Origin of the sequence: Nevskia soli DSM 19509 (assembly GCF_000711955.1) — a bacterium.
Classification (GTDB): domain Bacteria; phylum Pseudomonadota; class Gammaproteobacteria; order Nevskiales; family Nevskiaceae; genus Nevskia; species Nevskia soli.
The window spans coordinates 18,333-39,314 of the sequence record NZ_JONR01000038.1; the positions used below are offsets into that span (position 1 = coordinate 18,333).

The 20,982-nt window shown below is 60.6% G+C and carries 21 protein-coding genes; 20 read left to right on the forward strand and 1 reads right to left on the reverse strand.

The features are described 5' to 3' along the window. Positions 1 to 93: 93 nt before the first annotated feature. The 10 genes from BP26_RS0117940 (at position 94) to BP26_RS28760 (ending at position 11,371) form a co-directional block, all read left to right on the forward strand. Positions 94 to 2,241 carry a dihydrolipoyl dehydrogenase family protein gene (locus tag BP26_RS0117940; protein WP_029921943.1) on the forward strand — a complete coding sequence of 716 codons (2,148 nt, stop codon included), beginning with the start codon at positions 94 to 96 and terminating at the stop codon, positions 2,239 to 2,241. Beyond that, positions 2,238 to 3,215 carry an arsenosugar biosynthesis radical SAM (seleno)protein ArsS gene (gene arsS, locus BP26_RS0117945; RefSeq protein ID WP_029921944.1) on the forward strand — a complete coding sequence of 326 codons (978 nt, stop codon included), beginning with the start codon at positions 2,238 to 2,240 and terminating at the stop codon, positions 3,213 to 3,215. The genes BP26_RS0117940 and arsS overlap by 4 nt, the downstream gene beginning before the upstream one ends. Positions 3,216 to 3,323: 108 nt before the next feature. Continuing rightward, positions 3,324 to 4,727, forward strand: coding sequence for an MFS transporter (locus BP26_RS0117950; protein ID WP_029921945.1), 1,404 nt, complete (start codon positions 3,324 to 3,326; stop codon positions 4,725 to 4,727). An 83-nt stretch (positions 4,728 to 4,810) separates the two neighbouring features. Beyond that, positions 4,811 to 5,626, forward strand: coding sequence for a transporter (locus tag BP26_RS0117955; protein WP_169740737.1), 816 nt, complete (start codon positions 4,811 to 4,813; stop codon positions 5,624 to 5,626). A 7-nt stretch (positions 5,627 to 5,633) separates the two neighbouring features. Continuing rightward, on the forward strand, positions 5,634 to 6,608 hold the full coding sequence (locus tag BP26_RS0117960) for a metallophosphoesterase family protein (protein WP_157572597.1): 975 nt from the start codon (positions 5,634 to 5,636) through the stop codon (positions 6,606 to 6,608). Continuing rightward, positions 6,605 to 7,336, forward strand: coding sequence for a TIGR04283 family arsenosugar biosynthesis glycosyltransferase (locus tag BP26_RS0117965; protein WP_051749128.1), 732 nt, complete (start codon positions 6,605 to 6,607; stop codon positions 7,334 to 7,336). Before BP26_RS0117960 ends, BP26_RS0117965 begins: the two co-directional genes overlap by 4 nt. After that, positions 7,333 to 8,007 carry a TIGR04282 family arsenosugar biosynthesis glycosyltransferase gene (locus BP26_RS0117970; RefSeq protein WP_029921949.1) on the forward strand — a complete coding sequence of 225 codons (675 nt, stop codon included), beginning with the start codon at positions 7,333 to 7,335 and terminating at the stop codon, positions 8,005 to 8,007. Before BP26_RS0117965 ends, BP26_RS0117970 begins: the two co-directional genes overlap by 4 nt. A gap of 90 nt (positions 8,008 to 8,097) precedes the next feature. Beyond that, complete coding sequence (locus tag BP26_RS0117975; RefSeq protein WP_029921950.1) at positions 8,098 to 8,886, forward strand: sterol desaturase family protein; 789 nt, start codon at positions 8,098 to 8,100, stop codon at positions 8,884 to 8,886. 93 nt (positions 8,887 to 8,979) lie between these two features. After that, entirely contained in the window at positions 8,980 to 10,110 is a 1,131-nt protein-coding gene (locus BP26_RS30705) for a zinc-dependent alcohol dehydrogenase family protein (protein WP_029921951.1), read from the forward strand. A gap of 430 nt (positions 10,111 to 10,540) precedes the next feature. After that, a complete protein-coding gene (locus BP26_RS28760) occupies positions 10,541 to 11,371 on the forward strand; it encodes a helix-turn-helix transcriptional regulator (RefSeq protein WP_157572598.1) in 831 nt (276 codons plus the stop codon). On the opposite strand, the gene BP26_RS0117985 is transcribed toward BP26_RS28760, so the two are convergent. Next, on the reverse strand, positions 11,352 to 11,858 hold the full coding sequence (locus tag BP26_RS0117985) for a YybH family protein (RefSeq protein WP_211254967.1): 507 nt from the start codon (positions 11,856 to 11,858) through the stop codon (positions 11,352 to 11,354). The two genes, BP26_RS28760 and BP26_RS0117985, sit on opposite strands and share 20 nt — an antisense overlap. 144 nt (positions 11,859 to 12,002) lie before the next feature. Here BP26_RS0117985 and BP26_RS0117990 point away from each other — a divergent pair, with 144 nt between their 5' ends. The 10 genes from BP26_RS0117990 to virB11 all read left to right on the forward strand — a co-directional run bounded on the left by BP26_RS0117990 (position 12,003) and on the right by virB11 (position 20,982). After that, positions 12,003 to 12,341, forward strand: coding sequence for a TrbC/VirB2 family protein (locus BP26_RS0117990; protein WP_169740738.1), 339 nt, complete (start codon positions 12,003 to 12,005; stop codon positions 12,339 to 12,341). A gap of 4 nt (positions 12,342 to 12,345) precedes the next feature. Further along, complete coding sequence (locus tag BP26_RS26860; RefSeq protein WP_036517309.1) at positions 12,346 to 12,639, forward strand: VirB3 family type IV secretion system protein; 294 nt, start codon at positions 12,346 to 12,348, stop codon at positions 12,637 to 12,639. A 10-nt stretch (positions 12,640 to 12,649) separates the two neighbouring features. Continuing rightward, positions 12,650 to 15,097, forward strand: a complete 2,448-nt coding sequence (locus BP26_RS0118000; protein ID WP_051749133.1) for a VirB4 family type IV secretion/conjugal transfer ATPase — start codon at positions 12,650 to 12,652, stop codon at positions 15,095 to 15,097. Continuing rightward, positions 15,097 to 15,822, forward strand: a complete 726-nt coding sequence (locus BP26_RS0118005; RefSeq protein ID WP_084183207.1) for a type IV secretion system protein — start codon at positions 15,097 to 15,099, stop codon at positions 15,820 to 15,822. Before BP26_RS0118000 ends, BP26_RS0118005 begins: the two co-directional genes overlap by 1 nt. A gap of 140 nt (positions 15,823 to 15,962) precedes the next feature. Beyond that, positions 15,963 to 16,379, forward strand: coding sequence for a hypothetical protein (locus tag BP26_RS0118010; protein ID WP_029921957.1), 417 nt, complete (start codon positions 15,963 to 15,965; stop codon positions 16,377 to 16,379). Next, positions 16,379 to 17,305, forward strand: a complete 927-nt coding sequence (locus BP26_RS0118015; protein ID WP_029921958.1) for a TrbL/VirB6 family protein — start codon at positions 16,379 to 16,381, stop codon at positions 17,303 to 17,305. Before BP26_RS0118010 ends, BP26_RS0118015 begins: the two co-directional genes overlap by 1 nt. Further along, complete coding sequence (locus tag BP26_RS0118020) at positions 17,292 to 17,996, forward strand: VirB8 family type IV secretion system protein (RefSeq protein ID WP_029921959.1); 705 nt, start codon at positions 17,292 to 17,294, stop codon at positions 17,994 to 17,996. Before BP26_RS0118015 ends, BP26_RS0118020 begins: the two co-directional genes overlap by 14 nt. After that, on the forward strand, positions 17,993 to 18,787 hold the full coding sequence (gene virB9, locus BP26_RS0118025) for a P-type conjugative transfer protein VirB9 (protein WP_051749134.1): 795 nt from the start codon (positions 17,993 to 17,995) through the stop codon (positions 18,785 to 18,787). Before BP26_RS0118020 ends, virB9 begins: the two co-directional genes overlap by 4 nt. A gap of 3 nt (positions 18,788 to 18,790) precedes the next feature. Further along, complete coding sequence (locus tag BP26_RS27810; RefSeq protein WP_051749135.1) at positions 18,791 to 19,951, forward strand: TrbI/VirB10 family protein; 1,161 nt, start codon at positions 18,791 to 18,793, stop codon at positions 19,949 to 19,951. After that, positions 19,948 to 20,982: a P-type DNA transfer ATPase VirB11 gene (gene virB11, locus BP26_RS0118035; RefSeq protein ID WP_211254968.1), complete on the forward strand. Its 1,035-nt coding sequence runs from the start codon at positions 19,948 to 19,950 to the stop codon at positions 20,980 to 20,982. Before BP26_RS27810 ends, virB11 begins: the two co-directional genes overlap by 4 nt.

A 20,982-nucleotide genomic window follows, 5' to 3' on the forward strand; every position in this document is an offset into this window, starting at 1 on the left:
TGTGATTTGCGCAACGCTGAACTCAAGCACAGGAGAATGTGCCGTAGCGCGGTCGTGCTATTGCTGCGTATTGGGAATCTCGAAGTTCTAGACATGAAGATCAATAAGATCGTGGCACGCCTCGCATTAATCGCACTGATCGCAGCATCAATCGGGCTTTTCTTTCTTGCTGGCGGGGAGAATTATCTAAGCTTGGGTCAGCTGCAGGAGAGACAAGATGACTTTCGTGACCTGAAGGCGAGCCATCCTCTTTTGCTGGCTCTGGAGTTCGGAGCGATTTACGTCGCCATTACGGGCCTGACCTTACCAGGCGCGGCTCTGATGACGCTTGCGGCAGGCGCAATTTTTGGCTTGGTTGAAGGAACGATCATCGCTTCGATTGCATCGACACTAGGAGCAACTCTGGCTTTCCTAGCGAGTCGCTTCCTACTAAGGGATTTCGTCCAGAAGAAATTCTCCAGCCGTCTCTATGCGGTGAATCAAGGAATGAAAAAGGACGGACCATTCTATCTGCTTACCCTCCGCTTGGTACCGGCGTTCCCTTTCTTCCTCGTCAACCTGCTTACGGCGCTGACGCCAATCAGCACGTTGACCTTCTTCTGGGTCAGCCAGATCGGGATGCTTCCAGGTACGATCGTCTACGTCAATGCGGGTACGCAGTTGGCCAAGCTGCACTCCCTTTCGGGCGTTGTATCTCCATCGGTGTTGGGCGCGTTCATCCTGCTTGGTTTGTTTCCGCTGGTCGCTCGACGGATTGAGCGCGGGATCAAGGCTAATCGAATCTATAGCAAATGGCCAAAGCCAAAGCGTTTCGAACGCAATGTCGTCGTGATCGGCGCCGGCTCCGCCGGTTTGGTATCCGCCTACATCGCTTCAGCTGTAAAAGCAAAGGTAACCTTGATTGAAAAGCATCTGATGGGTGGCGACTGCCTCAACTATGGCTGTGTACCATCCAAGGCACTCATCCGAAGCTCGAGGATCCTTGCGCAAGCAAAGAGAGCGGAAGAATTCGGACTGTCCATTCCAAAAGCACACGCAGACTTTGCCAAGGTGATGGAGCGGGTGCAGCGTTGTGTTGCCGCGGTAGCTCCCCATGATTCAGTGAAGCGCTATACCGAGCTTGGGGTTGATGTCCGCGCAGGTACGGCGCGGATCACCTCGCCATGGACGGTCGAGGTCGACGGAGAGGTCATTACCACACGCTCGATCATCATAGCCGCCGGTGCGGAACCGTTTGTGCCACCAATTCCAGGTCTTTCGGAAGCAGGGTACCTGACTTCGGAGAACCTCTGGGTATTGCGAACTCTTCCACGCAGGCTCCTCGTGCTAGGTGGCGGATCTATTGGCTGCGAGTTGTCGCAGGCATTTGCCCGGCTCGGTTCCGAGGTAACCCAGGTGGAAGTTGCGGATCGGCTATTGCTTCGTGAAGATCCCGATGTTTCGTCGTTTGTCCGCGAACGCCTGGAAAACGACGGTGTAAAGGTCCACACGGCTCATGCCGCCACGTCGGTTGAGTGCAACAACGGGCAAAAACTGCTTCACTGCACCTCGGGCGACTCCCACGTTTCGCTGGAATTCGATGAGATCCTGGTCGCGATAGGCCGCAGGCCACGCATATCCGGCTATGGGCTCGAAGAAATGGGCATCACCGGAGGCGGCTCCGGGACGTTTCAGACAAACGAGTACCTAGAAACGCTTTATCCAAACATCTACGCTTGCGGCGATGTCGCAGGACCGTACCAACTCACCCACGTTGCAGCGCACCAGGCCTGGTATGCCGCCGTGCATGCACTCTTTGGCCAGCTCCGTCGTTTCCGCGTCGACTATTCGGCTATCCCCGCCGTGACCTTTGTTGATCCTGAGGTTGCCCGTGTTGGCCTGAACGAAAGCGAGGCCGAGAAGCAAGGTGTCAAGTATGAACTCACCCGTTATGGCATCGACGATCTGGATCGGGCGATTGTTGACGGAGATCAGCACGGTTGGGTAAAGGTGCTCACGGTACCAGGCTCCGATAGGATCCTCGGAGCAACCATCGTTGGAGAGAGTGCCGGTGAACTGCTTGTGGAGTTCACTCTGGCGATCCGGAATCGCATCGGACTCAACAAGATTCTTGGCACCATCCACGCATATCCCACTCTCGCGGAAGCCAACAAATATGCGGCCGGTGTTTGGAAGAAGGCTCATGCGCCGCAGAACGTCTTGCGGTGGCTCGAGCGATATCATAACTGGCGTCTGGGATGAATAAGAACCGGACCATCGTCCCATTCGACGTAACCCTTGCAGAAAGAGGGCTTGCGATTGACCGCATGCCCATTGATGTGCTCCAAATTAATGTCGGAAAGGTTTGCAACCAAGCTTGTCATCATTGTCACGTGGATGCGGGTCCAAAGCGGACCGAAGTGATGGCCGCTGCGACCATCGAGCGTTTGATAAACCTGCTGGAGCACACCCCGGGTGTCACGACGGTTGACATTACCGGCGGTGCGCCCGAACTGAATCCAAACTTTCGAATGCTTGTTCGTGGCGCACGCGCGCTCGGCAAGCGCGTTATCGACCGATGCAACCTCACTGTCTTACTGCAATCCGGGCAAGAGGGCACGGCTGAATTTCTTGCGGAGCAAGGTGTGGCAATCGTGGCATCTTTGCCCTGTTATTCCAAAGGAAACGTCGATTCCCAGCGTGGGCGCGGCGTCTTTGACGAAAGTATCGTGGCCTTGAAGAAGCTCAATGCTCTTGGTTACGGCTCTCCTGAGGGCGAGCTGGAACTGGATCTCGTCTATAACCCTGTAGGTCCCAGCCTACCGCCCCCACAATTGACACTCCAAGCGGACTACAAGCGAGAGCTTGATGAGCATTTCGGGGTCCGCTTCAATCGTCTGTTGGCTATTACCAACATGCCGATCAGTCGCTTCCTACATGACCTGCAACGGCAGGGGCAGTACGAACAGTACATGACGACGTTGCTGAATGCGTTCAATCCCACTGCAGCGCGGGGCGTGATGTGCCGAACCATGCTTTCGGTATCCTGGGATGGCCTTCTGTTCGATTGCGACTTCAACCAGATGCTGGATATTCCCGTCGGTGGGCACCGACGGAGCATCTGGGATATCTCAAGGTTGGATGATCTAGAGCATATGCCATTGGCGTTCGGGGATCACTGCTACGGCTGCACGGCGGGGGCTGGAAGTTCCTGCGGGGGTTCGCTCACCAGATGAATCCATACAGGTTTGTGACTTGCAACGCCTCTGGAGGGCATTTGTGAGTGCCTGGCGTGTAGCAGCAGTACCCTCACCTTACCTAAGCGTCACAACGAAGGATATTGCATGACGTCAAAGGCGGAACCACACGATTCTCGCGAATGCCACGACGTTGCCGCAAAGCTGGATACCTTGCCGTGGAACAGATTTCATACGGTGGCGATCCTTGTTCTCGGCGTGGGTTGGGCTCTCGATTCATTCGAAGTCACTTTGATCAGCAATATTATTGGCATTCTGAAAGATCAATGGCGGCTCAACGCGGCCCAAATGAGTTGGATACTCGGTGCATGGTTTGTCGGCCTGATGATCGGAGCTTACGGGTTCGGGGTGCTGTCGGATCGATACGGCAGAAAGCGCATCTTTTTGACAAGCCTCTCAATCTATGGGCTCTTCACCGCACTCACGGCTGCGGCACCTGGATATTCTACCTTCCTGGTGTTGAGGTTTATCACGGCGATAGGCGTCGGAGCCGAATATGCGGCGATCAACGCGGCTGTCAGCGAGTTCATTCCGGCCAGTTTCCGGGGGCGAGCTGGGGCCCTGGTAATGAACCTCTGGACCGTGGGCGCGATAGCGGCCTCGCTGGTGGCGATGGTCCTATTGGCTGTCCTTCCACCTGAGCTAGCTTGGCGGGCTGTTTTCATCGTTGGCGCATTTATCGCTTTGTCGACGTTAGTGTTGCGCCGGCACCTCCCTGAATCTCCACGCTGGCTTCTTCTCCAGCAACAAAGAGCGGCTGCCAGCGCCATCATCGATGGAATATCGCGAGGGCAGGTTCGATTTGATCGCATCCCGGCGATAAAGATGCGCGTGCCATCAACCAAGGCGGATGGCGAATCGAAAATTCTGAAACTTTTGCGACTCCATCCCGGTCGTCTCGCCTTGGGATGTGCGCTCGATTTTGCCGAGGCCGCCGGGTACTACGGCCTGTTCGCATTCATTCCGCTGGTGGCTCTACCGATGCTGAAATTGGACGCTACCGCCATCCCTCTGTTCTACCTAGCTGGCAATGCCGGTGCGCTGGTCGGTGGGCTCGTGGTCGCTTGGCTCCTGGATCGCGCTGGACGGAAGCTCACGGTTACCGCGTGTTATGGGCTGACGGCTTTGGCCATGCTGGGGGTCGCCGCAGTTAGCTCCTGGGGCACGTCTTGGATTATTGCCGGCTTCGTAGTAGCGAATGTTCTGGCGACTGCAAGCTGGGTGGGCGCTTACCCCACCTTCACCGAACTGTTCCCGACCAGTCTGCGCGCCACAGGTGTAGGCGCAAGTGTAGCAGTCGGTCGAATCGGCGCATTTTCAGCCCCGTTTTCTATTACAGCGGCCGCCGAAAGGTTTGGCATTTCCGCGGCGCTTGTCCTCTTGGCCGGATATTGGTTTTTAGGACTGGTCGCGATGCTCATTTGGAACCGGACGGGTGTCGAAGCGAGAGGAATGTCCTTGGAAGCTCTCGTTGGCGAGTCGGTGCGCTGATGAGTGAGTCGAGCGGCGATTGCTTATTTTGTTACGGGGGAAATATGCGTACGCGCGTTGTGCAACTTTGGCCAGCATTGGTCGTGTCGATTTTCAGTTCGAGCGCAATTGCGGCGGGCATGCCATCCGCCGTCATTGCTCCCCATGAATTCGACCTCCCACTCAAATTCAAGCCGATTAGCGAATTCGTAGAATATGGCTATTTCAATTCGGACGACAGAACCTATGCAGTGGATGGATCGACGTCCAAGGGGCCCGATGGTGCCACTTACGTAGGGATCTCGAAGCTAGCCTACTTGGCGTCGCTTGGGGACCGCCTTGGCTATGAGATAGAGGCCTTGGTGCCCCTAACCAAAGTAGCCGGCAGAGAGCCAAATGATTCCGGCGTTGGAGACCCCATTTTCGCGCCCGTTCTGTGGTTCAAGCCGACGGACAATACAACCATAGGTGCAGATCTACTCGTTCAACCGGCCTGGGGCCAATCGAAGTTTTCCGCCCACAACCTAGTTGTGACGCCAACGCTCTTCTACGACGCCAATGTTTCTCATGTCAACGTGGATGGCGACATCGGGCTCAGCCTACCGAGTTCTCACGGGCAGGCGATTAATGATGTCAAAGATCCCGCCGAAACCGCTTTCGCGAACGTACGAGTGGCGTATGCGCTGACTTCGAAATGGTCGCCATATTTGAGCGCCGATTGGCAATATACCGGGAAAGCACGGGATGGCATGGACAATGCGATCAACAACAGTCGCACACGGGAATTCGCGATGGGCGCTGGCGCAATGTGGATCCCGTTTCTAGCAAGCTCCTTGTCTATGAGCTATTCGCACGCGCTTAGCGGTGCGAACGTCGTTCAAACCGACGCCGTCTACTTTAGATATGTCTACAGCTGGTAGGGCGGGGATGGGGCGTGTTTGCCCCACCGACTATTTCTACCCGGAGGGTGCCTTACGCGCCGCTGACGATGGTGACGCCGACGTCGTGTATGCTGCTGGGGGGCTCTACGGGAACATCGAAGCGCTGCTGGAGCTCCAGCGGATGGTTTCGCTTGAGCGAGGGCGGGTGCGCCTAGTGTTCGGCGGAGACTTCCATTGGTTCGATGTAGATGACACGGACTTTTCACGGATCGCCCAAGCTGTTGGTGACTTCGAGGCAATCTCCGGAAATGTGGAGCGCGAGCTGGGGCGGGACGAGACGTCCGCCGGTTGCGGTTGCGCCTATCCCCCCTTTGTCGCCCAAGGCTTCGTAGATCATTCGAATGAGATCTTCATGCGCCTGAAGCAGACAGCCCATCGGTTTAAGGAACACAGAGCCTGGCTGGCCGGCCTACCCACTTACCGGAGCATTCGCGTAGCCGGGGAAAGGATCCTGCTGCTGCACGGAGATACTCGATCCTTGGCCGGGTGGGCGTTCGCTGCAGAGTCACTGTCGGCGAACGACTCGGTCGCCGCTTGCGCCGGCCTCGCTGCTGCGACGTCCTGCTCCTGGCTGGCTCGCGAGTTCGAACGTGTCGATGCCCGTGTGATCGCATGCAGCCATACGTGCCAGCCTATTGTCAGGACAATCGACGTTCAGGGGGAGCGACGTCTCCTTATGAACAACGGCGCCTGCGGAATGCCGAATTTCCGGGGCCATCGTTATGGAATCGTGACACGCATATCATCGGGCGCCCCTCCCGTGAGCGGGAGTCTCCATGGCATCCAGATCGGGCCTCTCCGTTGCGATGCGCTCGTGGTGCAATATAACAGCGACGCTTGGTTGACGCGCTTCGACCGGCAGTGGCCGCCTGGCTCGGCGGCAGAACGAAACTACGCCGAAAGGCTGATGCATGGCCCGCACTACGAATTGCACCAGGCCTGGGAGCAGACACGCGCATGAATGAGCCGGCATGCTCGGATTTCCTGCGGGTGGAGGGCCAAAATCTGCTGTCTGTGATCGTCCCATTGGCCGCGAAGGAGAGCGGCTGGACCGCCCTGCTCGAACAGCTGCGGGGCCACCCCCTGGTCGGTGAGGTGATCTTGGCCAACTCGGCTCCGCGGAATGAAGGCATAGCGACGAAATCGTACCCGTCTTACCGGTTGATCGAGTGCTTCAGCGCATCCGGACGAGCTATACAGATGAATGCCGGCGCACGGGTCGCGACAGGCCGGTGGCTCTGGTTTCTCCACGCGGATTCTTGCCTAAGTGACGGGGCGATCCCCGCACTAGAAACCCTATTGAGGAGTGGACAAGAGTGCCTGGCTCATTTCAGGCTCGGATTCATCGGCGATGGACCGTGCCTGATGACCCTGAACGCCATTGGCGCCAACCTCCGGTCACGATGGCTCAAGCTGCCATTCGGTGATCAAGGCTTCGTGCTGCCTAGCCGCCTTTTCTGGCAATTCGGCGGCTACGACGAGTCCCGTACCTTCGGCGAAGACCACCAATTGGTGTGGCGTGTTCGGTCAGCGGGGCTATCTGTAGTAGGCCTGCCGGCGACCGTACTGACCAGCGCCCGGAAATATAAGGAGCGGGGCTGGATTGCGACGACGCTGCGGCACGTCTGGTTGACGGCGCTTCAAGCCGGGCCGGAATGGTATCGCTTACTCCGGCGCCGATCAGGATGAAGCCGGCGCTGGCAATTTTTGTGAAGACCCCGGGGCTCAGTCCGATCAAGACACGGCTCGCGGCCGGCATTGGCGAAGCCGCTGCTACTCAGTTTTATATCAAGGCCTTGATGGCAGTTCAAGCCGTCGTCGACTCCTGTACCGGCTTTGTTTCGCCTCATTGGGCGGTGGCTGAGCATGAGGCACTAGGAACCGCCAGATGGAGTGGATATCCCCGTGTATATCAAGGGGCGGGCGGTCTCGGTGACCGCCTGGATGCCGTCTATTCCACTCTGCTGCATTCTCACGGGGCGGTGCTGATGATCGGGACCGATGCTCCTCAAATCACTCAGGCCCTTCTGCAAAATGCGGTGCGTGCTCTCGACCTCTCTGCCTTTGCTTTGGGCCGGGCTTGCGATGGAGGGTTCTGGCTCTTTGCAGGAAAGAAGGCGGTCCCCACTTCAGTGTGGACAACTGTTCCCTATTCAGAGTCCGGGACAGCGGCCATGCTGCAGTCGCACCTAATAGAGCACGGGCCCGTGCATGAACTCGATAAAGTGACCGATGTTGACTATGACCCAGATCTCGACGTGGTACGTCATGAGCTATCTTCCTTGCTGAAGCCATTGCCTGAGCAGCAGGCTATGCTGACCTGGATAGACACGCTCCGTACTCTCCCTGCGGGAGCGTAAATGGAATGAACTGCAGCCCTGCATCAGGTGCACAGGTTCTTGCCTTGTGCGGCCTTATTAGCGCGTGCGGTCGACGGACATGCCCGTTCAATGAACCATAATGCACTTCGCCTAGTTGCGTTCTGTTCCCTATGGGTCACATTCGCTGCGGCGGAGTGGCACTCGCCGCGTCATGTAGCAAAAGCCGAAAGGCTACGGCGCTGGCCGATAAACCTAAGCCTTGGTGTCATCGGTACCTTATGTCTTCAAGCAGTAATGCCATGGCTTGCGGTCGATGCGGCGTTAATAGGCGAGGATCGGCAGATAGGGGGGCTGCATGCCCTGCACCTGCCTCCCCTCATCAAGGCAATGGCTGGCATCATCACCCTGGATCTGAGCATCTACATGCAGCATCGCCTGATGCACCGCCTGCCGCTGCTTTGGCGGCTGCATCGGGTCCATCATACCGATGCTTCGCTGGACGTAAGCTCTGCGACGCGCTTTCACCCAGCGGAAATCGCCCTTTCCATGGTCTGGAAGATCGGGGTGGTACTCGCATTTGGCATCGCTCCGGTGGCAGTGCTGTCCTTCGAGATTCTTCTTAGCTCGTTCGCATTGTTTACGCATGCCAACGTATCTATCCCGGAACGCTGGGAGTGCGTGATCCGCACGGTTTTCGTGACGCCAGAAATGCACCGGATTCATCATTCTATTGAGCATGAAGAACACCGCCGAAACTTCTGCTTCCACTTGTCGCTGTGGGATCGGGTATTCGGGACATACTGTGCGACTCCAATCGAGCCTCCACGCTCAATGAAATTGGGCCTCACAGGGCTTGGGTATCCAGCAGAGCAAACTTTGTTACGGCTGCTCCTAATGCCCCTAAAAAGAGAGGGATGACTAGCAGTACGCCGAAGGACGCAAAGTCGCGTCATTGGAACGATCAGAAAAACCGAGAATTGGCAGGTTAGTGATGTACAACGTGAGGTTGATATGAAGGTACGAGCTGCTGTGTTGCGTAACCCGGGGGCTGTTGCCCCTTACTCGAACTCCAGGCCCTTGAGCATCGAGACAGTCGAGCTGGATCCACCCGGCCGCGGCGAAATTATGATACGAATCCGCGCGGCAGGTCTGTGTCATTCAGACCTATCGGTGATCGATGGATCGAGACCGCGCATTATGCCCATGGTAATGGGGCACGAAGGTGCGGGCGAGGTTGTCGAATGCGGGCCCGATGTGGTGGGACTTCGACCCGGCGATCTGGTTGTGCTGTCCTTCGTCCCGTCATGCGGACATTGCGGGCCCTGCGCCTCGGGGCGGCCAGCGCTTTGCGAACCGGGCGCCGGATCCAACACGGCCGGCACGCTCCTGACTGGATCAAGGCGGTGGCATCTGAACGACGGAAGTTCCGCAAACCATCACTTAGGTGTGTCGGCGTTTGCAGAGATGGCTGTAGTGTCCGCCCGTTCTGCGATCAAGGTCGACTCAAGCCTCAGGCCTGAGATCGCGGCGTTGTTCGGGTGTGCCGTACTGACTGGCGTTGGCGCGGCCGTAAACACCGCCCAGATCCGCCCTGGTGAAAGCGCCGCCGTATTTGGGCTCGGCGGTGTTGGTCTGGCGGCAGTCCTTGGCGCCAAGGCGGCCGGCGCCAATCCCTTGATTGCAGTGGACGTCCTCCAATCCAAGCTCGATGCCGCGCTTGAACTGGGTGCCACCTCTGCCATTAACGCGCGGGACCATGATGTGGTCGCCGCGATCAGGGACATGACTGGGGGTGGGGTCCACCACGCGATCGAGACTGTCGGCAGCGAGGCAGTCCTTGCGCAGGCGTATTCCGTAACGTGCCGCGGGGGCACGACTGTGACAGCAGGGTTGCCTCATCCCCACCGCATGTTTTCGGTGCCCGCTGTAAGCCTCGTCGCAGAAGAAAGGACAGTCAAAGGGTCGTATATGGGGTCTGCAGTTCCCTCGCGGGACATTCCCCGCTATATCGATCTTTATCGAGCGGGACTTCTGCCGGTTGACCGGTTGCTTACGCATCGATTGAGGCTCGACGATATCAACGAAGCCTTTGATCGGCTATCCAAGGGGGCGGCGATCAGGCAAATCGTAGAGTTTGACTAGGACGGGGATTTGTCGGACCTTTTGCGCTCCATCGCCGAAGCTTGCATCACAATGGATCAAGCATGGTCCGGGGCTAGCCAATTGTCCGCTGCTACTTGGAAACACTCGCTTCGATCTATCGAGTATTTGTAAAACAGATCAATCCGATAGATTGAAAGACTTGGCCCTCTTCCGGAAGGCCAATTAGCCTTCCAGCGGAGAAATACAGACATGAAGGCGTGAGCCCTCGAATAAAAAAACGATCAAGGAGAGATGACGACCAGGCTGTTGATGCTGGTCAAGCGTAGACCTGAAAGGTGATGGCAGCAGGTACTGCGCCGTGCTTCGTGATTGCGATTGGCAAGAATACTCTAAGCTGCGCGCACCAAAGTAGAGCGGGACCTACTTTCAATGAGCAGGGTCAAATATTGCTGAGAATAGACGGAACTGGTTGAACAATAACCATATCTTCATAGTCAAACCTTGGGTCCGAAAGCGGATTTTAGGTATCGATATGCATGATCTTCTTCGCGCGACTGCAGAGATCTGTATCCAAATCGATAAGGCAAGGTCTCGTGCGGAAGTAAGGGACATATTAAAGCCAGCTGCCTCAATCGTTGGCGCCGTATTTGTGCTCTTCGGGATGCGTACTGGTCGAAGTATTACGCCGCCTCGACAGATCGTCATCACGACCTATCCAAAGGCATGGCAGGAGTATTACGATGCCAATAAGGCCTATACCTTCGATCCTGTAATAAACAAGGCATTGCAGGGCGAGGGCGCCTTCCGATGGGATGGTCTGCATCATGATGAGAGGCAGGTAGCACTGCGCCGCGAATCGGTACGCAATGGCATGGAGTTTGGATTCTCATGCGCAGACCGCGGAACTGATGGATCAATGGCTATCCTTTCTTTTTGTGGTGACCGTCCGATTGCTCCCTCCACTGAGCAATGGGAACAGGTGTCTGCAGGAGTTGTGCTTCTCACATCCGTTACAAATAAAGCGGTCACCCGTATTCTCGAGGCTAGTGCTAAAACATTCGGTAAGGCGCTGACCGCATCTGAATTGAGGGCGCTTGAGGTTCTTGCCAGTGGCAGCACCGGAAAGGAAGCTGCAGCCATCCTAGGAGTCAAGCCACGCACGATTCGGTACTACCTAGACCGCGCAGCAGACAAACTCGGGGTTGAGAGCCGAAAGGAGGCGGTTCTCAAAGCGGTTGCCGACGGAATCGTTGATACCCGACAATTTCCACCTGCAGGCTTCAAGTCTGCAACGGATTAGGATAGCCAGCCTTAGGCAGCGCGACACCAAGATCCCGCCGTAGCAGTGGTCGGCCGTAGTTCGCGTAGGTGTATTTTCCGACGATCTTCCCGCTCGTATCGAAGTGAAAGACGTCGAGACCTTCCCAGCCGAATTGTCGCCCAACGAATGCGCTCACCACGAGCCTTTGCAAGGTCTGGGACACCCCGAATGTCTTTGCGCCCGATAGATCGTGGCGGCATACCCAACGGATCGCGGCCTTACGTTGGACGTCATCTATCAACCGGTCGTGCTCGTCGAATCGCATAGTTCCGAACGCGCCATTGAACTGCGGTTCGAACGCACGCCGGATGGCCGCTGGCCCGCGGTGCTCGGTGCCGTCACCAGGTTTGTACACCGCATCATCTGCAAAAAACATCATCACCGCATTGAGGTCATTAACGTTGAAGGCCTCCACAAAGCGGTCAATCGTGTTTCGGAACATAGAGGCCGAGCTGAGGTGATCCATTGTGCTCTCCGTCCTTGGTGGTTCGCTCGTCGTCCATAGAGTGGTCCAAACCGTACTGCGACGAACTGTCACAAAGTGCAGTGACACCAGTTTGAATTGCGTGATTTAGTCCGCTACACGGCATGGATGCCTGATGATGAGGACATGGACATGGACAGTTGTCATTCTACCCTGCAGCAGCGGGGATGGTGGCGAAAGAATCGGTTGTTCCTCTGCACAGCGTTTCTTCTAGCTGCCGCGGTGCCACTGGGTGCCCATGCCCAGGATATCGCCCCGATCACTGGGACCATGACGGCCATCCATGGCTTCTTGCAGTCCACCGCCATCCGCACCCTGGCTGCCATCGCCGTCATCGGCGTCGGCATCACTGCCATGATGGGCCGTATGCGCTGGGCTTGGGCGGGTTCGGTTATCGGTGGCATCGTGCTGATCTTTGGCGCTGACCAGTTTGTTTCCTTCTTCACTACCTCTGCCGGAGGCTGAAGCCGTGGGTGAGGAGCGCACAGCCCGCGACTGTCTGGTCGTTGGGATGACGCGCCCGCTGCTGCTGTGGGGTGTGACCTACAGCTACTTCGTTATCGAAGCGGTCGGCGCAACGGTTTTGTTCTTGATGGGCAACAACCTCCTCTACCTGTTGACCATCGCGCCCTTGCATCTCGCGGGCGTGCTGTTGTGCAAGTGGGATCCGCGCTTCTTCGATATCCTGTTCAAGGCGGCACAGCATGCCCGGCCGGTCCGCAACCGACCGCTGTACCGCAGCAATCTCTACTTGCCGCGCTGAGGGCATTCCGGTGCTGCTCCGTTCCGCCCAACTCCTCAAATCGGCGGCGGCGCGCACCCCGGCCGCTCGGATCGCTGCTCGCGACGCCGGCGCGGCGCAGCACATTCCCTACGTTCGCCACTGCGATCCCTGGACTCTCGATACCCGCAGCGGCGACCTGATCCAAACTCTCAAGCTGGAAGGCAAATCCTTCGAGACGGAAGATTCGCAAGAGCTTGACCGGCTCAAAGCCAACCGAAACACTCTGCTGCGCGCTTTGGCTGGCGGGGACTATGCACTTTGGCAGCACATCGTGCGTCGCCGCGTGCAGCCCGAGCTTGCAGGCGATATCCCTCCGGATTTCGCCGCCGAACTGGACCGGAAGTGGTTCGCCCGTTTGCGCCACCGGCACCTCTACGTCAACGATCTCTACCTGAGCCTGGTCCGCCGCTGCCCGGCCGGAGCGGTGAGTTTTGCAGGACGCTTGCGGCGAGCATGGTCTCCCGGGAGGGACGAGGCGCAGCACACCTTACTGCAGAGGCAGACCCTGAAAGAGCTGCACCAGCAAGCCGAAAACCTGCAGGCCAAGCTGGCGCCGTACGGAGCGCGTCGACTCGGCTTGGTGGACGCAGGCGATGCTCAGCAATCCGAGCTCCTGCGCTTCATCGTCCATCTGCTGACGGGTCGCGACCGGCCAGTGCAGCTGCCGCTCGCCGCGGTGGACGGTTTCCTGGGCCGGACGGTTCCGGCCAGAGGCTTGGATGGATATCTCGCCAGCTCCACTGACTTTCTTGGCACCGAAGGCTTCGAAATGCGCGGCCCTGGCTGGTCGCGCTTTGGGGCAGTCCTAAGCATCAAGGAGTATGCGCCGCAGACCTGGCCGGGAATGCTGGACGCACTCTTCACTCTGCCGTGCGAGGCCGTCGTCACCCAGTCCTTCGGCTTCATCGGCCGCTCCACGGCGCTGGAAGCCCTGGCCCGGCAAGCCCGGATCATGGAAAACATCGAGGATCCGGCCCTGTCGCAGATCGACGAGATCGAGCAGGCCCGCGACGACCTCGCGAGTGGCCGGCTGGTCTATGGCAGCCACCACTTCTCCGTGGTCCCGATGGTTGAAAGCGCCGACGAGCTGGACCGTGCCTGCAACGAGGTGGACAAGCGCCTGACCGAACTGGGCCTGATCACGGTGCGGGAGTCGGGTGGAGCGATGGAGCTGGCACGCTGGGCCCAGCTCCCCGCCAACTTCGCCTACATCGCCCGGCCGGCGCCGATCGCCAGCACCAACTTCGCCGCCTTCGCCTCGCTGCACAACTACGCCTACGGCAGACCTGCCGGCAACCACTGGGGTCCGGCGATCACCATCCTGGAGACGGTGTCGGGCACGCCCTACTTCTTCAACTTCCACGACGGCGACAACGGCAACACTGTCGTCGTCGGTGCCAGCGGCACGGGCAAGACGGCGCTCATGTGTTTCCTACTGTCGCAGGCTCTGCGCACCGGCGCGCGCCTGATCTACTTCGACAAGGACCGCGGCGCCGACCTGTTCATCCGCGCCATCGGCGGACGCTACAGCGTGATCCGCCAAGGCCAGCCCACCGGCTTCAATCCGTTGCGGCTGCCCGATTCCCCGGCGACCCGGGCGATGCTCGGCAATCTGCTTGCCGGCCTGCTGACCGCCCGGGGCGAAGCGCTCACGTCGCAGGAATCCCTGCTGGTGCAGAAAGCAGTGGACGACACCTTCAAGCTGCCGGAAGCGGAGCGGCGCCTGGCGGTGATTGCAGCGTTCTTCCCGCGGATCAGTGCCGGCAGTTTGGCCGAGCGGCTGCGGCCCTGGCACAGCGACGGTCAGTACGGGTGGCTGTTCGACAACCCGGAAGACCGGCTGGCGTTGGACCAGGAAGTAATGGGCTTCGATCTCACCGAGGTGCTGGCCGAGCCCATCATCCGCGCTCCGGCGCTGTACTACATGCTGCAGCGGGTCGACCGCATCCTCAAGGAAGGGCGGCCGACCATCATCGTCATCGACGAGGGCTGGTCCGCCGTCGCCGATCCAATCCTCGCTCCTCTCGTCAATAACTGGGAGCGGACTATCCGCAAGCGCGGTGGGCTGGTGCTGTTCGCTTCGCAGTCGCCAGAGTCGATTACCGAGGCGCCAATCGGCAAAGTCATCCTCGGCCAGTCGCCAACCCACATCTTCCTGCCCAGCCCCAACACCGAGCGCAAGGCCTTTGAGGGCTACAACCTCACCCAGCGCGAGCTGGACCTGATCCTGACCCTGGACAAGGAGAGCCGCTGCTTCCTGGTTAAACACGGCCAGCACAGCGTCGTCGCCAGATTGGATTTGGCCGGCATGGCTGACGAGATCGCCATCCTGTCGGGCCGCCAGGAGACGGTGGAGCTGTTGGACCGGATTCTGCCGGAGACCGGCGAAGACCCGGCCGCTTGGCTGCCGGTATTTCGGCAACGGAGGAAGCAGTAATGATCCTCAAACGAACCTTGATGGGTTGGTCGCTGTTGGCATGTACTGCGCTGATTAGCTCCGCCGGGGCCAGCGGCATGCCGGTCATCGACGTCGCCAACCTGGCGCAGGATATCCAGCAGTTCATGCAGTTGACGGCTCAACTCGAACGGCTGGAGCAGCAGTTGACGCAAGCTCAGCAGCAGTATCAGTCCATCACCGGCAGCCGCAACATGGGAGGCCTGTTCAACTCTCCGGTCGAGCAGCAGATGCGCAACTACGCCCCTGGGAGCTGGCAGCAGTCTCTCAGCATCCTCCAGCAGGGCGGCAATCCCGGCAGCGCGGCCGACGTTGCGCATGCCGCTCAGCTGTTCGCGCAGAATCAGGGCATCACCCAGACCGGCGCCCAGGTGTTCCCCGGTCGCAGCGGCAACAACCCCGATGCCGTGGCCTACACCAGTAGCACCAACGCCACCGCCGCCGCGGCTGGCCTCAGCCAGGCAGCCTACGACCAGACCCAGGCGCGGATGCAGCGGGTGCAGCAGTACCTGGCCCAACTCAACGGCACCCAGGACCTCAAGGCCGCCATCGATCTCAACGGCCGCCTCCTAGCCGAAGTGAATGAAGCCCTGACCCAACTGATCCAGCTGCAGGCCGCGCAGATGCAGGCGACCGGCAGCGCCAACGCCGCGCACCTGCGCGGCACCGTCGAGGAGGCGGCCTTCGTGCCGTACAGCCATCCGTGAAAGCCGTCGCCTTGTTGCTTGTTTCTATCCTGTTGGCCGCCTGCTCGCACGAGGATCTGAAGCCGCCTTGTCAGCATCCCGCTCTAGCCCTGGTCGGCGGCTGCGGTCCGTTGATCCCCCTCAACCGTTAGGAGGCCGCCATGCGAATTCTTAGATTCGGCGCCTGCATCGTTGCAGTCGGCGTTGCATTCGCCGCCTGCGGCCAGTCTTCACCCGGCATTCCGAGTCCGGCCGCCCTGGCGAAGTTCCAGCCCAGAGAGGACGGCTGGCAGAACGATCCCGCCAACCAGCCGCATCCCAATGACCCTAACCCGCTGCGCCGGGCGCTGGGCGACGGCCCGATCATCCATGGGCTGTTCGGAAAGCCGGACTTGGGCGAGTTCACTGCTTGCGTCAAGCAGCACGCCGGCCTCAAGACCGAGGGCTATGAAGCCAGCTACCTGGCGAAGTGCCCTGCGCTGCAGCAGGACCTGCTGGGCCGCGCCCAGGCCGCCGGCTTCACCGGCGTCACCGCTGACAACGTGTTCGACCAGCATCTGCTGCGTCTGCGCCGCTAATGAGCACGACGGTTTTCACCGACTTCCTCAACAGCGTCGACACGGCGGTCAACAGCTTCCTGATCGCCGGTTACGACAGCATGCGCAGCGCGTTCCAGACGCCGCTGCGGTTGTGCCTGTCGATCTTCGTGGCAGGGTACGGGGTGCTGATGCTCACCGGCCACGCGCAGTTGACGTTCCGGGAGGTGATGGGCCGGTTGGCGGTGATGCTGTTCGTGTACGTTCTGGCGACGAACGCCGACTTCTACACCAACTACCTGGAGCGGCTGTTCGTGCAGGCACCGGCGGCGATTGCCAACGTCGAGGTCGGCGGGGGCGGCGCCAGCGGGCAGAACGCGGCGATGGACAACTTCTACGACACGGGCATGGACGCCGGGAACAAACTGTGGGACCGCGGCCACGTCACCGGGCCTTGGTCGCCGTTCCTGGCCGCCATTGTGGTCTACGCAGTCACGGTCGGCGTTGCGGCCTATGCCGCCTTCCTGCTAGCGCTGGCGCAGATTGCCCTGGCGGTGCTACTGATCCTGACGCCGCTGTTCGCCATCTGTTACCTGTTCCGCAACACCCGGCGGCTGTTCGAGGGCTGGCTGGGGCAGGTGATCCACTACGCCCTGATCCCGATCTTGGTCTACGGCGTACTGGCGCTGATCCTGGCCATCGCCCAGCAGAGCCTGAACAAGCTCGACGCCAACGCCGACGACGCCACCATCCAGGACGTGTTCAACCTGGCGCTGGCGGACATCGTCGCCGTGCTGCTGCTCGCCCAGGTCCACGGTGTGGCCGGCGCTATCGCCGGCGGCATCTCGCTGAGCACGATGGGGACGTTCCGCGAGGGTGTTGGTCGCGGCCTGGCGCGGGGCAAGCGCGCCTTGCAGTGGGCGCGCTACGTGAATCGGCCGCAGAGGACTTCGCGTGAACGCCGCTGAGCCGAATCCGCCCACCCAGGATCTGGACCGTTACTGGGCGGCGGCGGAAACCTTTTACGACGAGGCCTATGCCCGGGTCCGCGCCTCGCGCGACCGCGCCTGGATCGTGGCAGCGGCCGCAGCCGTGCTGGCGGGCCTCGCGATGCTCGCGGTGGCGTTCCTTGCACCGCTCAAACGGACCGACGTGGTCCCTGTGGTCGTCGACCGGAGCACCGGGGAGGCCCATGTAGAAACACAGCTGACCGGACAGACCATAAGCCAGCAGGAAGCGGTGCGCAAGGCGGATCTGGCCACCTACGTCATCGCCCGCGAATCCTTCGACCGCGCCCTGCTCAAGACCTACTACCAGGCGGTGCAGAGCCGCTCGACCGATGCGGTGCTCAAGCCCTGGTTGGCGCAGTTCCAGACGGGGGCGCCGGATTCGATTTACATGAAATTTCCCACCGGCACGACCCGCGCCATCGATGTCCGCAGCGTGGTGCTGCTGTCCGACGCCCTCGGCCAGGTGCACTTCACCGCCTCCCTGACCAAGGCCACTGAAGTTGCCACCGAGCACTACATCGCCAGCGTCGGGTTCCAGTACGTCAACGCCAAGGCCGACCTCGCCCAGCGGCTGCGCAACCCCTTGGGCTTCGTCGTCAGTTCCTACCGGGTGGACCAGGAATCGCTGCCCCAGGAGTCCAAGCCATGAAAGCCCTGTATCTCTTCGTACTCCTGCCGTTGTTGGCCTTGGCAGCAGAACTGCCCCAGGCCGGTCCCGAAGATCCCCGCATCCGCACCGTGGTCTACGATCCGTCCCAGGTGGTGCTGATCAAGGGGCACTACGGCTTCGAGCAGATGGTGCAGTTGGCCGACGACGAGAAGATCGAGTCGCTGGCCATCGGCGACAGCCTGGCCTGGCAGGCGGCGCCGAACAAGCAGGGGAATCTGCTGTTCCTGAAGCCGGTGGAGCCCAAGGCGCATACCAACGTCGCCGTCGTCACCAACAAGCGCACCTACGCCTTCGAGCTGGTGGCCGTAAACCTGCTCGCCACCATCGACGACATGAACTACGTCGTCAAATTCCGCTATCCGCAGGACGAGGAAGCCAGGGTGCAGGCACAGCTGGCGGCGGCCGCCCAGCAGAAGCAGCAGGAGGTAGTGCCCGACAAGAAAGTCGATCCTTCCGCTTGGAACCTCGACTATACGATGCAGGGCAAGGGCGGGCTGGCGCCGCTGCACGTGTTCGACGACGGACAGTTCACGTATTTCCAGTTCCGGGAGCGGCAGGATGTGCCGGCGATCTTCCTGGTGGCGGATGGCAAGAACGAGTCCCTGCTGAACTACCACGTCTCGGGCAAGTACGTGGTGGTGGAACGGACGGGAAGGCAGTTCACGCTGCGCAGTCGCGAGGGCGAAGTCTGCGTCTACAACGAGGCGCTGTGGCACCAGGCGCTGGTGAACACCGCCGCGGCGCAGACGGCCGGCGGCTCCGGAGAGTAGCGCATGGACTCGGACGATCGCGACCGGGTCGGCGAACAGGAGCCGCCGCGTCAGCGCGGGCGCAGCCCGGTTGCCGCGGCCGCGCGCAACAAGATCGGCACCGTCCTGGGCTTGATCGGCATCGGACTGGTGGTGGCTTTTCTGTTCCTGACCGGCGGCAAGCCAGGTAAGCCCGCGCCGGCGGCAAAGCCGCCTGTCCTTGCCAACGTGGACAACTCACCACCGCCGGACCTGCCGCTGCCCGCGACAGAGCGAAGCTTCGAGGTCCCGAACAACCCCCAGCATTTCGAGACACACCCGGCGGGTGCCACGCAGGAAGCGGTCGACGCGGCGAAGCAAAAGGCGGAGGCGCGGATGCACTCGCCGATGCTGGTGTTCGACGACTCCGGGCATGAGCAGGCGGCGGCCGCGCCCAAGCCACCGGGGGCCGATCCGCTGAATGCCCTGTTGGCGGCGCAGCTGCAGAATGCCGCGGCCGGCGCGCAGCCGGACGAACCGAAGGGCGAACGAAGCTCGCCCGCCGAGGGCTATGCAGAGCGGACCCAGGCTTTTGCGAAGGCGGCGGTCAAGGACCAGGCGCAGGAGGCGGTGGCTCACCGAATTTCCCTTGGTGACCGCATCGCCGAAGGCAAGATGCTGGCCGCGACCCTGGAGACGGCTCTGAGCTCGGATCTCCCAGGCAAGCTGCGGGCGGTGGTGACCAGCGATGTGTGGAGCGAGGATGGCAGTCGCAAGCTGATTCTGAAGGGATCGCGGCTGATCGGCGACTACCGATCGGGGCTGGTGCGAGGGCAGACGCGCGTCTTCGTGATCTGGACTCGCTTGTTGGAACCGGACGGTACCGACGTAGCGATCGGCTCGCCTGGCACCGATGACCTGGGCCGGGCGGGCCTGACCGGGGACATCGACCGGCACTTCGTCGAGCGCTTCGGCGCGGCTTTCCTGCTGTCGCTGATCGGCTCGGCCACGACAGCCAGCCAGGGCGGCAACACCTTCGTCATCAACACCTCACAGGGCTTCGGCCAGGTGGCGCAGGACTCGCTGCAGGACAGCATCAACATCCCGCCGACGATCTACGTGGACCAGGGGACGCCGGTTCAGGTGTTTGTGGCGCGTGATCTGGTGTTCGGCGCGGCGCCGCAGCTGTCGGCAGGGATGCCGTGAGCGCGACCATCCATCCTATCCTCACGACCAGCGCGGGCGTCGCACTGCGCACCTTCCTCGGGCCGCTGGCGTCGCTGCTGGCGCGGCCGGAGATCAACGAGGTCTCCATCAACCGGCCGGGGGAGGTATTTGTCGACAACGGCGGGACGATGGAACATCGGGCCGTGCCGCAGCTTGACTACGAGCACCTGCAGCGGCTGGCGTCGCTGATCGCCTATGAGACCCATCAGGTGGTGGACGAGACGCGGCCGCTGCTGTCGGCCTGGTTGCCGACTGGCCAGCGGGTGCAGGTGGTGCTGCCGCCGGCCTGCGAGGCCGGCACTGTGGTGATGTCGTTCCGGCGGCAGGCGGAACGGCAGTACACGCTGGAGGAATACGAAGCGCAGGGAATGTTTGAGGCGGTCGAGCTGGTGCGCAGCGACGCGCTCAGTGTCGAGGACGAGCAGCTGAAGGAGCTACTGGCAGCGCGACGCCTCAAGGATTTCCTACGTTGCGCGGTGCGCTATCGCAAGAACATTGTCGTGTCCGGCTCGACTAACTCGGGGAAGACGACCTTCCTCAACACCTTGTTGCGGGAAGTGCCGGCGGAGGAGCGGCTGCTGACCATTGAGGATGTGCGCGAGCTGCGGGCGAGCGTGCCCAACGCCGCTCACTTGCTCGCGAGCAAAGGCGGCCAAGGCGTGGCGCGGGTGACGATCCAGGATCTGCTGGAGGCCTGCCTGCGGCTGCGGCCGGACCGCATCATCCTGGGCGAGTTGCGTGGGGCCGAAGCGTCCAGCTTCCTGCACGCGGTCAACAGCGGGCATCCGGGGTCGCTGACCAGCGTGCATGCGGACTCGCCGGCGTTGGCGTTCGAGCGGCTGGCGCTGATGGTGATGCAGGGCAATGTCGCGCTGTCGCGGGAGCAGGTCCTGGCTTATCTGCGGGGCGTGGTGGATATCGTCATCCAGGTGCGCAAGATCGGTGGCCGGCGCAGGGTGGCCGGCGTGTACTACAAGCACGCACAGCGGGCCGACCAGGCCGGCGAATAG

Bases quoted from the DNA above. Each gene is read 5' to 3' on its own strand.
- BP26_RS0117940 (WP_029921943.1), top strand. From the start codon at position 94: ATGAAGATCAATAAGATCGTGGCACGCCTCGCATTAATCGCACTGATC.
- arsS (WP_029921944.1), top strand. From the start codon at position 2,238: ATGAATAAGAACCGGACCATCGTCCCATTCGACGTAACCCTTGCAGAA.
- BP26_RS0117950 (WP_029921945.1), top strand. From the start codon at position 3,324: ATGACGTCAAAGGCGGAACCACACGATTCTCGCGAATGCCACGACGTT.
- BP26_RS0117960 (WP_157572597.1), top strand. From the start codon at position 5,634: ATGGGGCGTGTTTGCCCCACCGACTATTTCTACCCGGAGGGTGCCTTA.
- BP26_RS0117965 (WP_051749128.1), top strand. From the start codon at position 6,605: ATGAATGAGCCGGCATGCTCGGATTTCCTGCGGGTGGAGGGCCAAAAT.
- BP26_RS0117970 (WP_029921949.1), top strand. From the start codon at position 7,333: ATGAAGCCGGCGCTGGCAATTTTTGTGAAGACCCCGGGGCTCAGTCCG.
- BP26_RS0117975 (WP_029921950.1), top strand. From the start codon at position 8,098: ATGAACCATAATGCACTTCGCCTAGTTGCGTTCTGTTCCCTATGGGTC.
- BP26_RS30705 (WP_029921951.1), top strand. From the start codon at position 8,980: ATGAAGGTACGAGCTGCTGTGTTGCGTAACCCGGGGGCTGTTGCCCCT.
- BP26_RS0117985 (WP_211254967.1), bottom strand. From the start codon at position 11,858: ATGGATCACCTCAGCTCGGCCTCTATGTTCCGAAACACGATTGACCGC.
- BP26_RS0117990 (WP_169740738.1), top strand. From the start codon at position 12,003: ATGGACATGGACAGTTGTCATTCTACCCTGCAGCAGCGGGGATGGTGG.
- BP26_RS0118005 (WP_084183207.1), top strand. From the start codon at position 15,097: ATGATCCTCAAACGAACCTTGATGGGTTGGTCGCTGTTGGCATGTACT.
- BP26_RS0118010 (WP_029921957.1), top strand. From the start codon at position 15,963: ATGCGAATTCTTAGATTCGGCGCCTGCATCGTTGCAGTCGGCGTTGCA.
- BP26_RS0118015 (WP_029921958.1), top strand. From the start codon at position 16,379: ATGAGCACGACGGTTTTCACCGACTTCCTCAACAGCGTCGACACGGCG.
- virB9 (WP_051749134.1), top strand. From the start codon at position 17,993: ATGAAAGCCCTGTATCTCTTCGTACTCCTGCCGTTGTTGGCCTTGGCA.
- BP26_RS27810 (WP_051749135.1), top strand. From the start codon at position 18,791: ATGGACTCGGACGATCGCGACCGGGTCGGCGAACAGGAGCCGCCGCGT.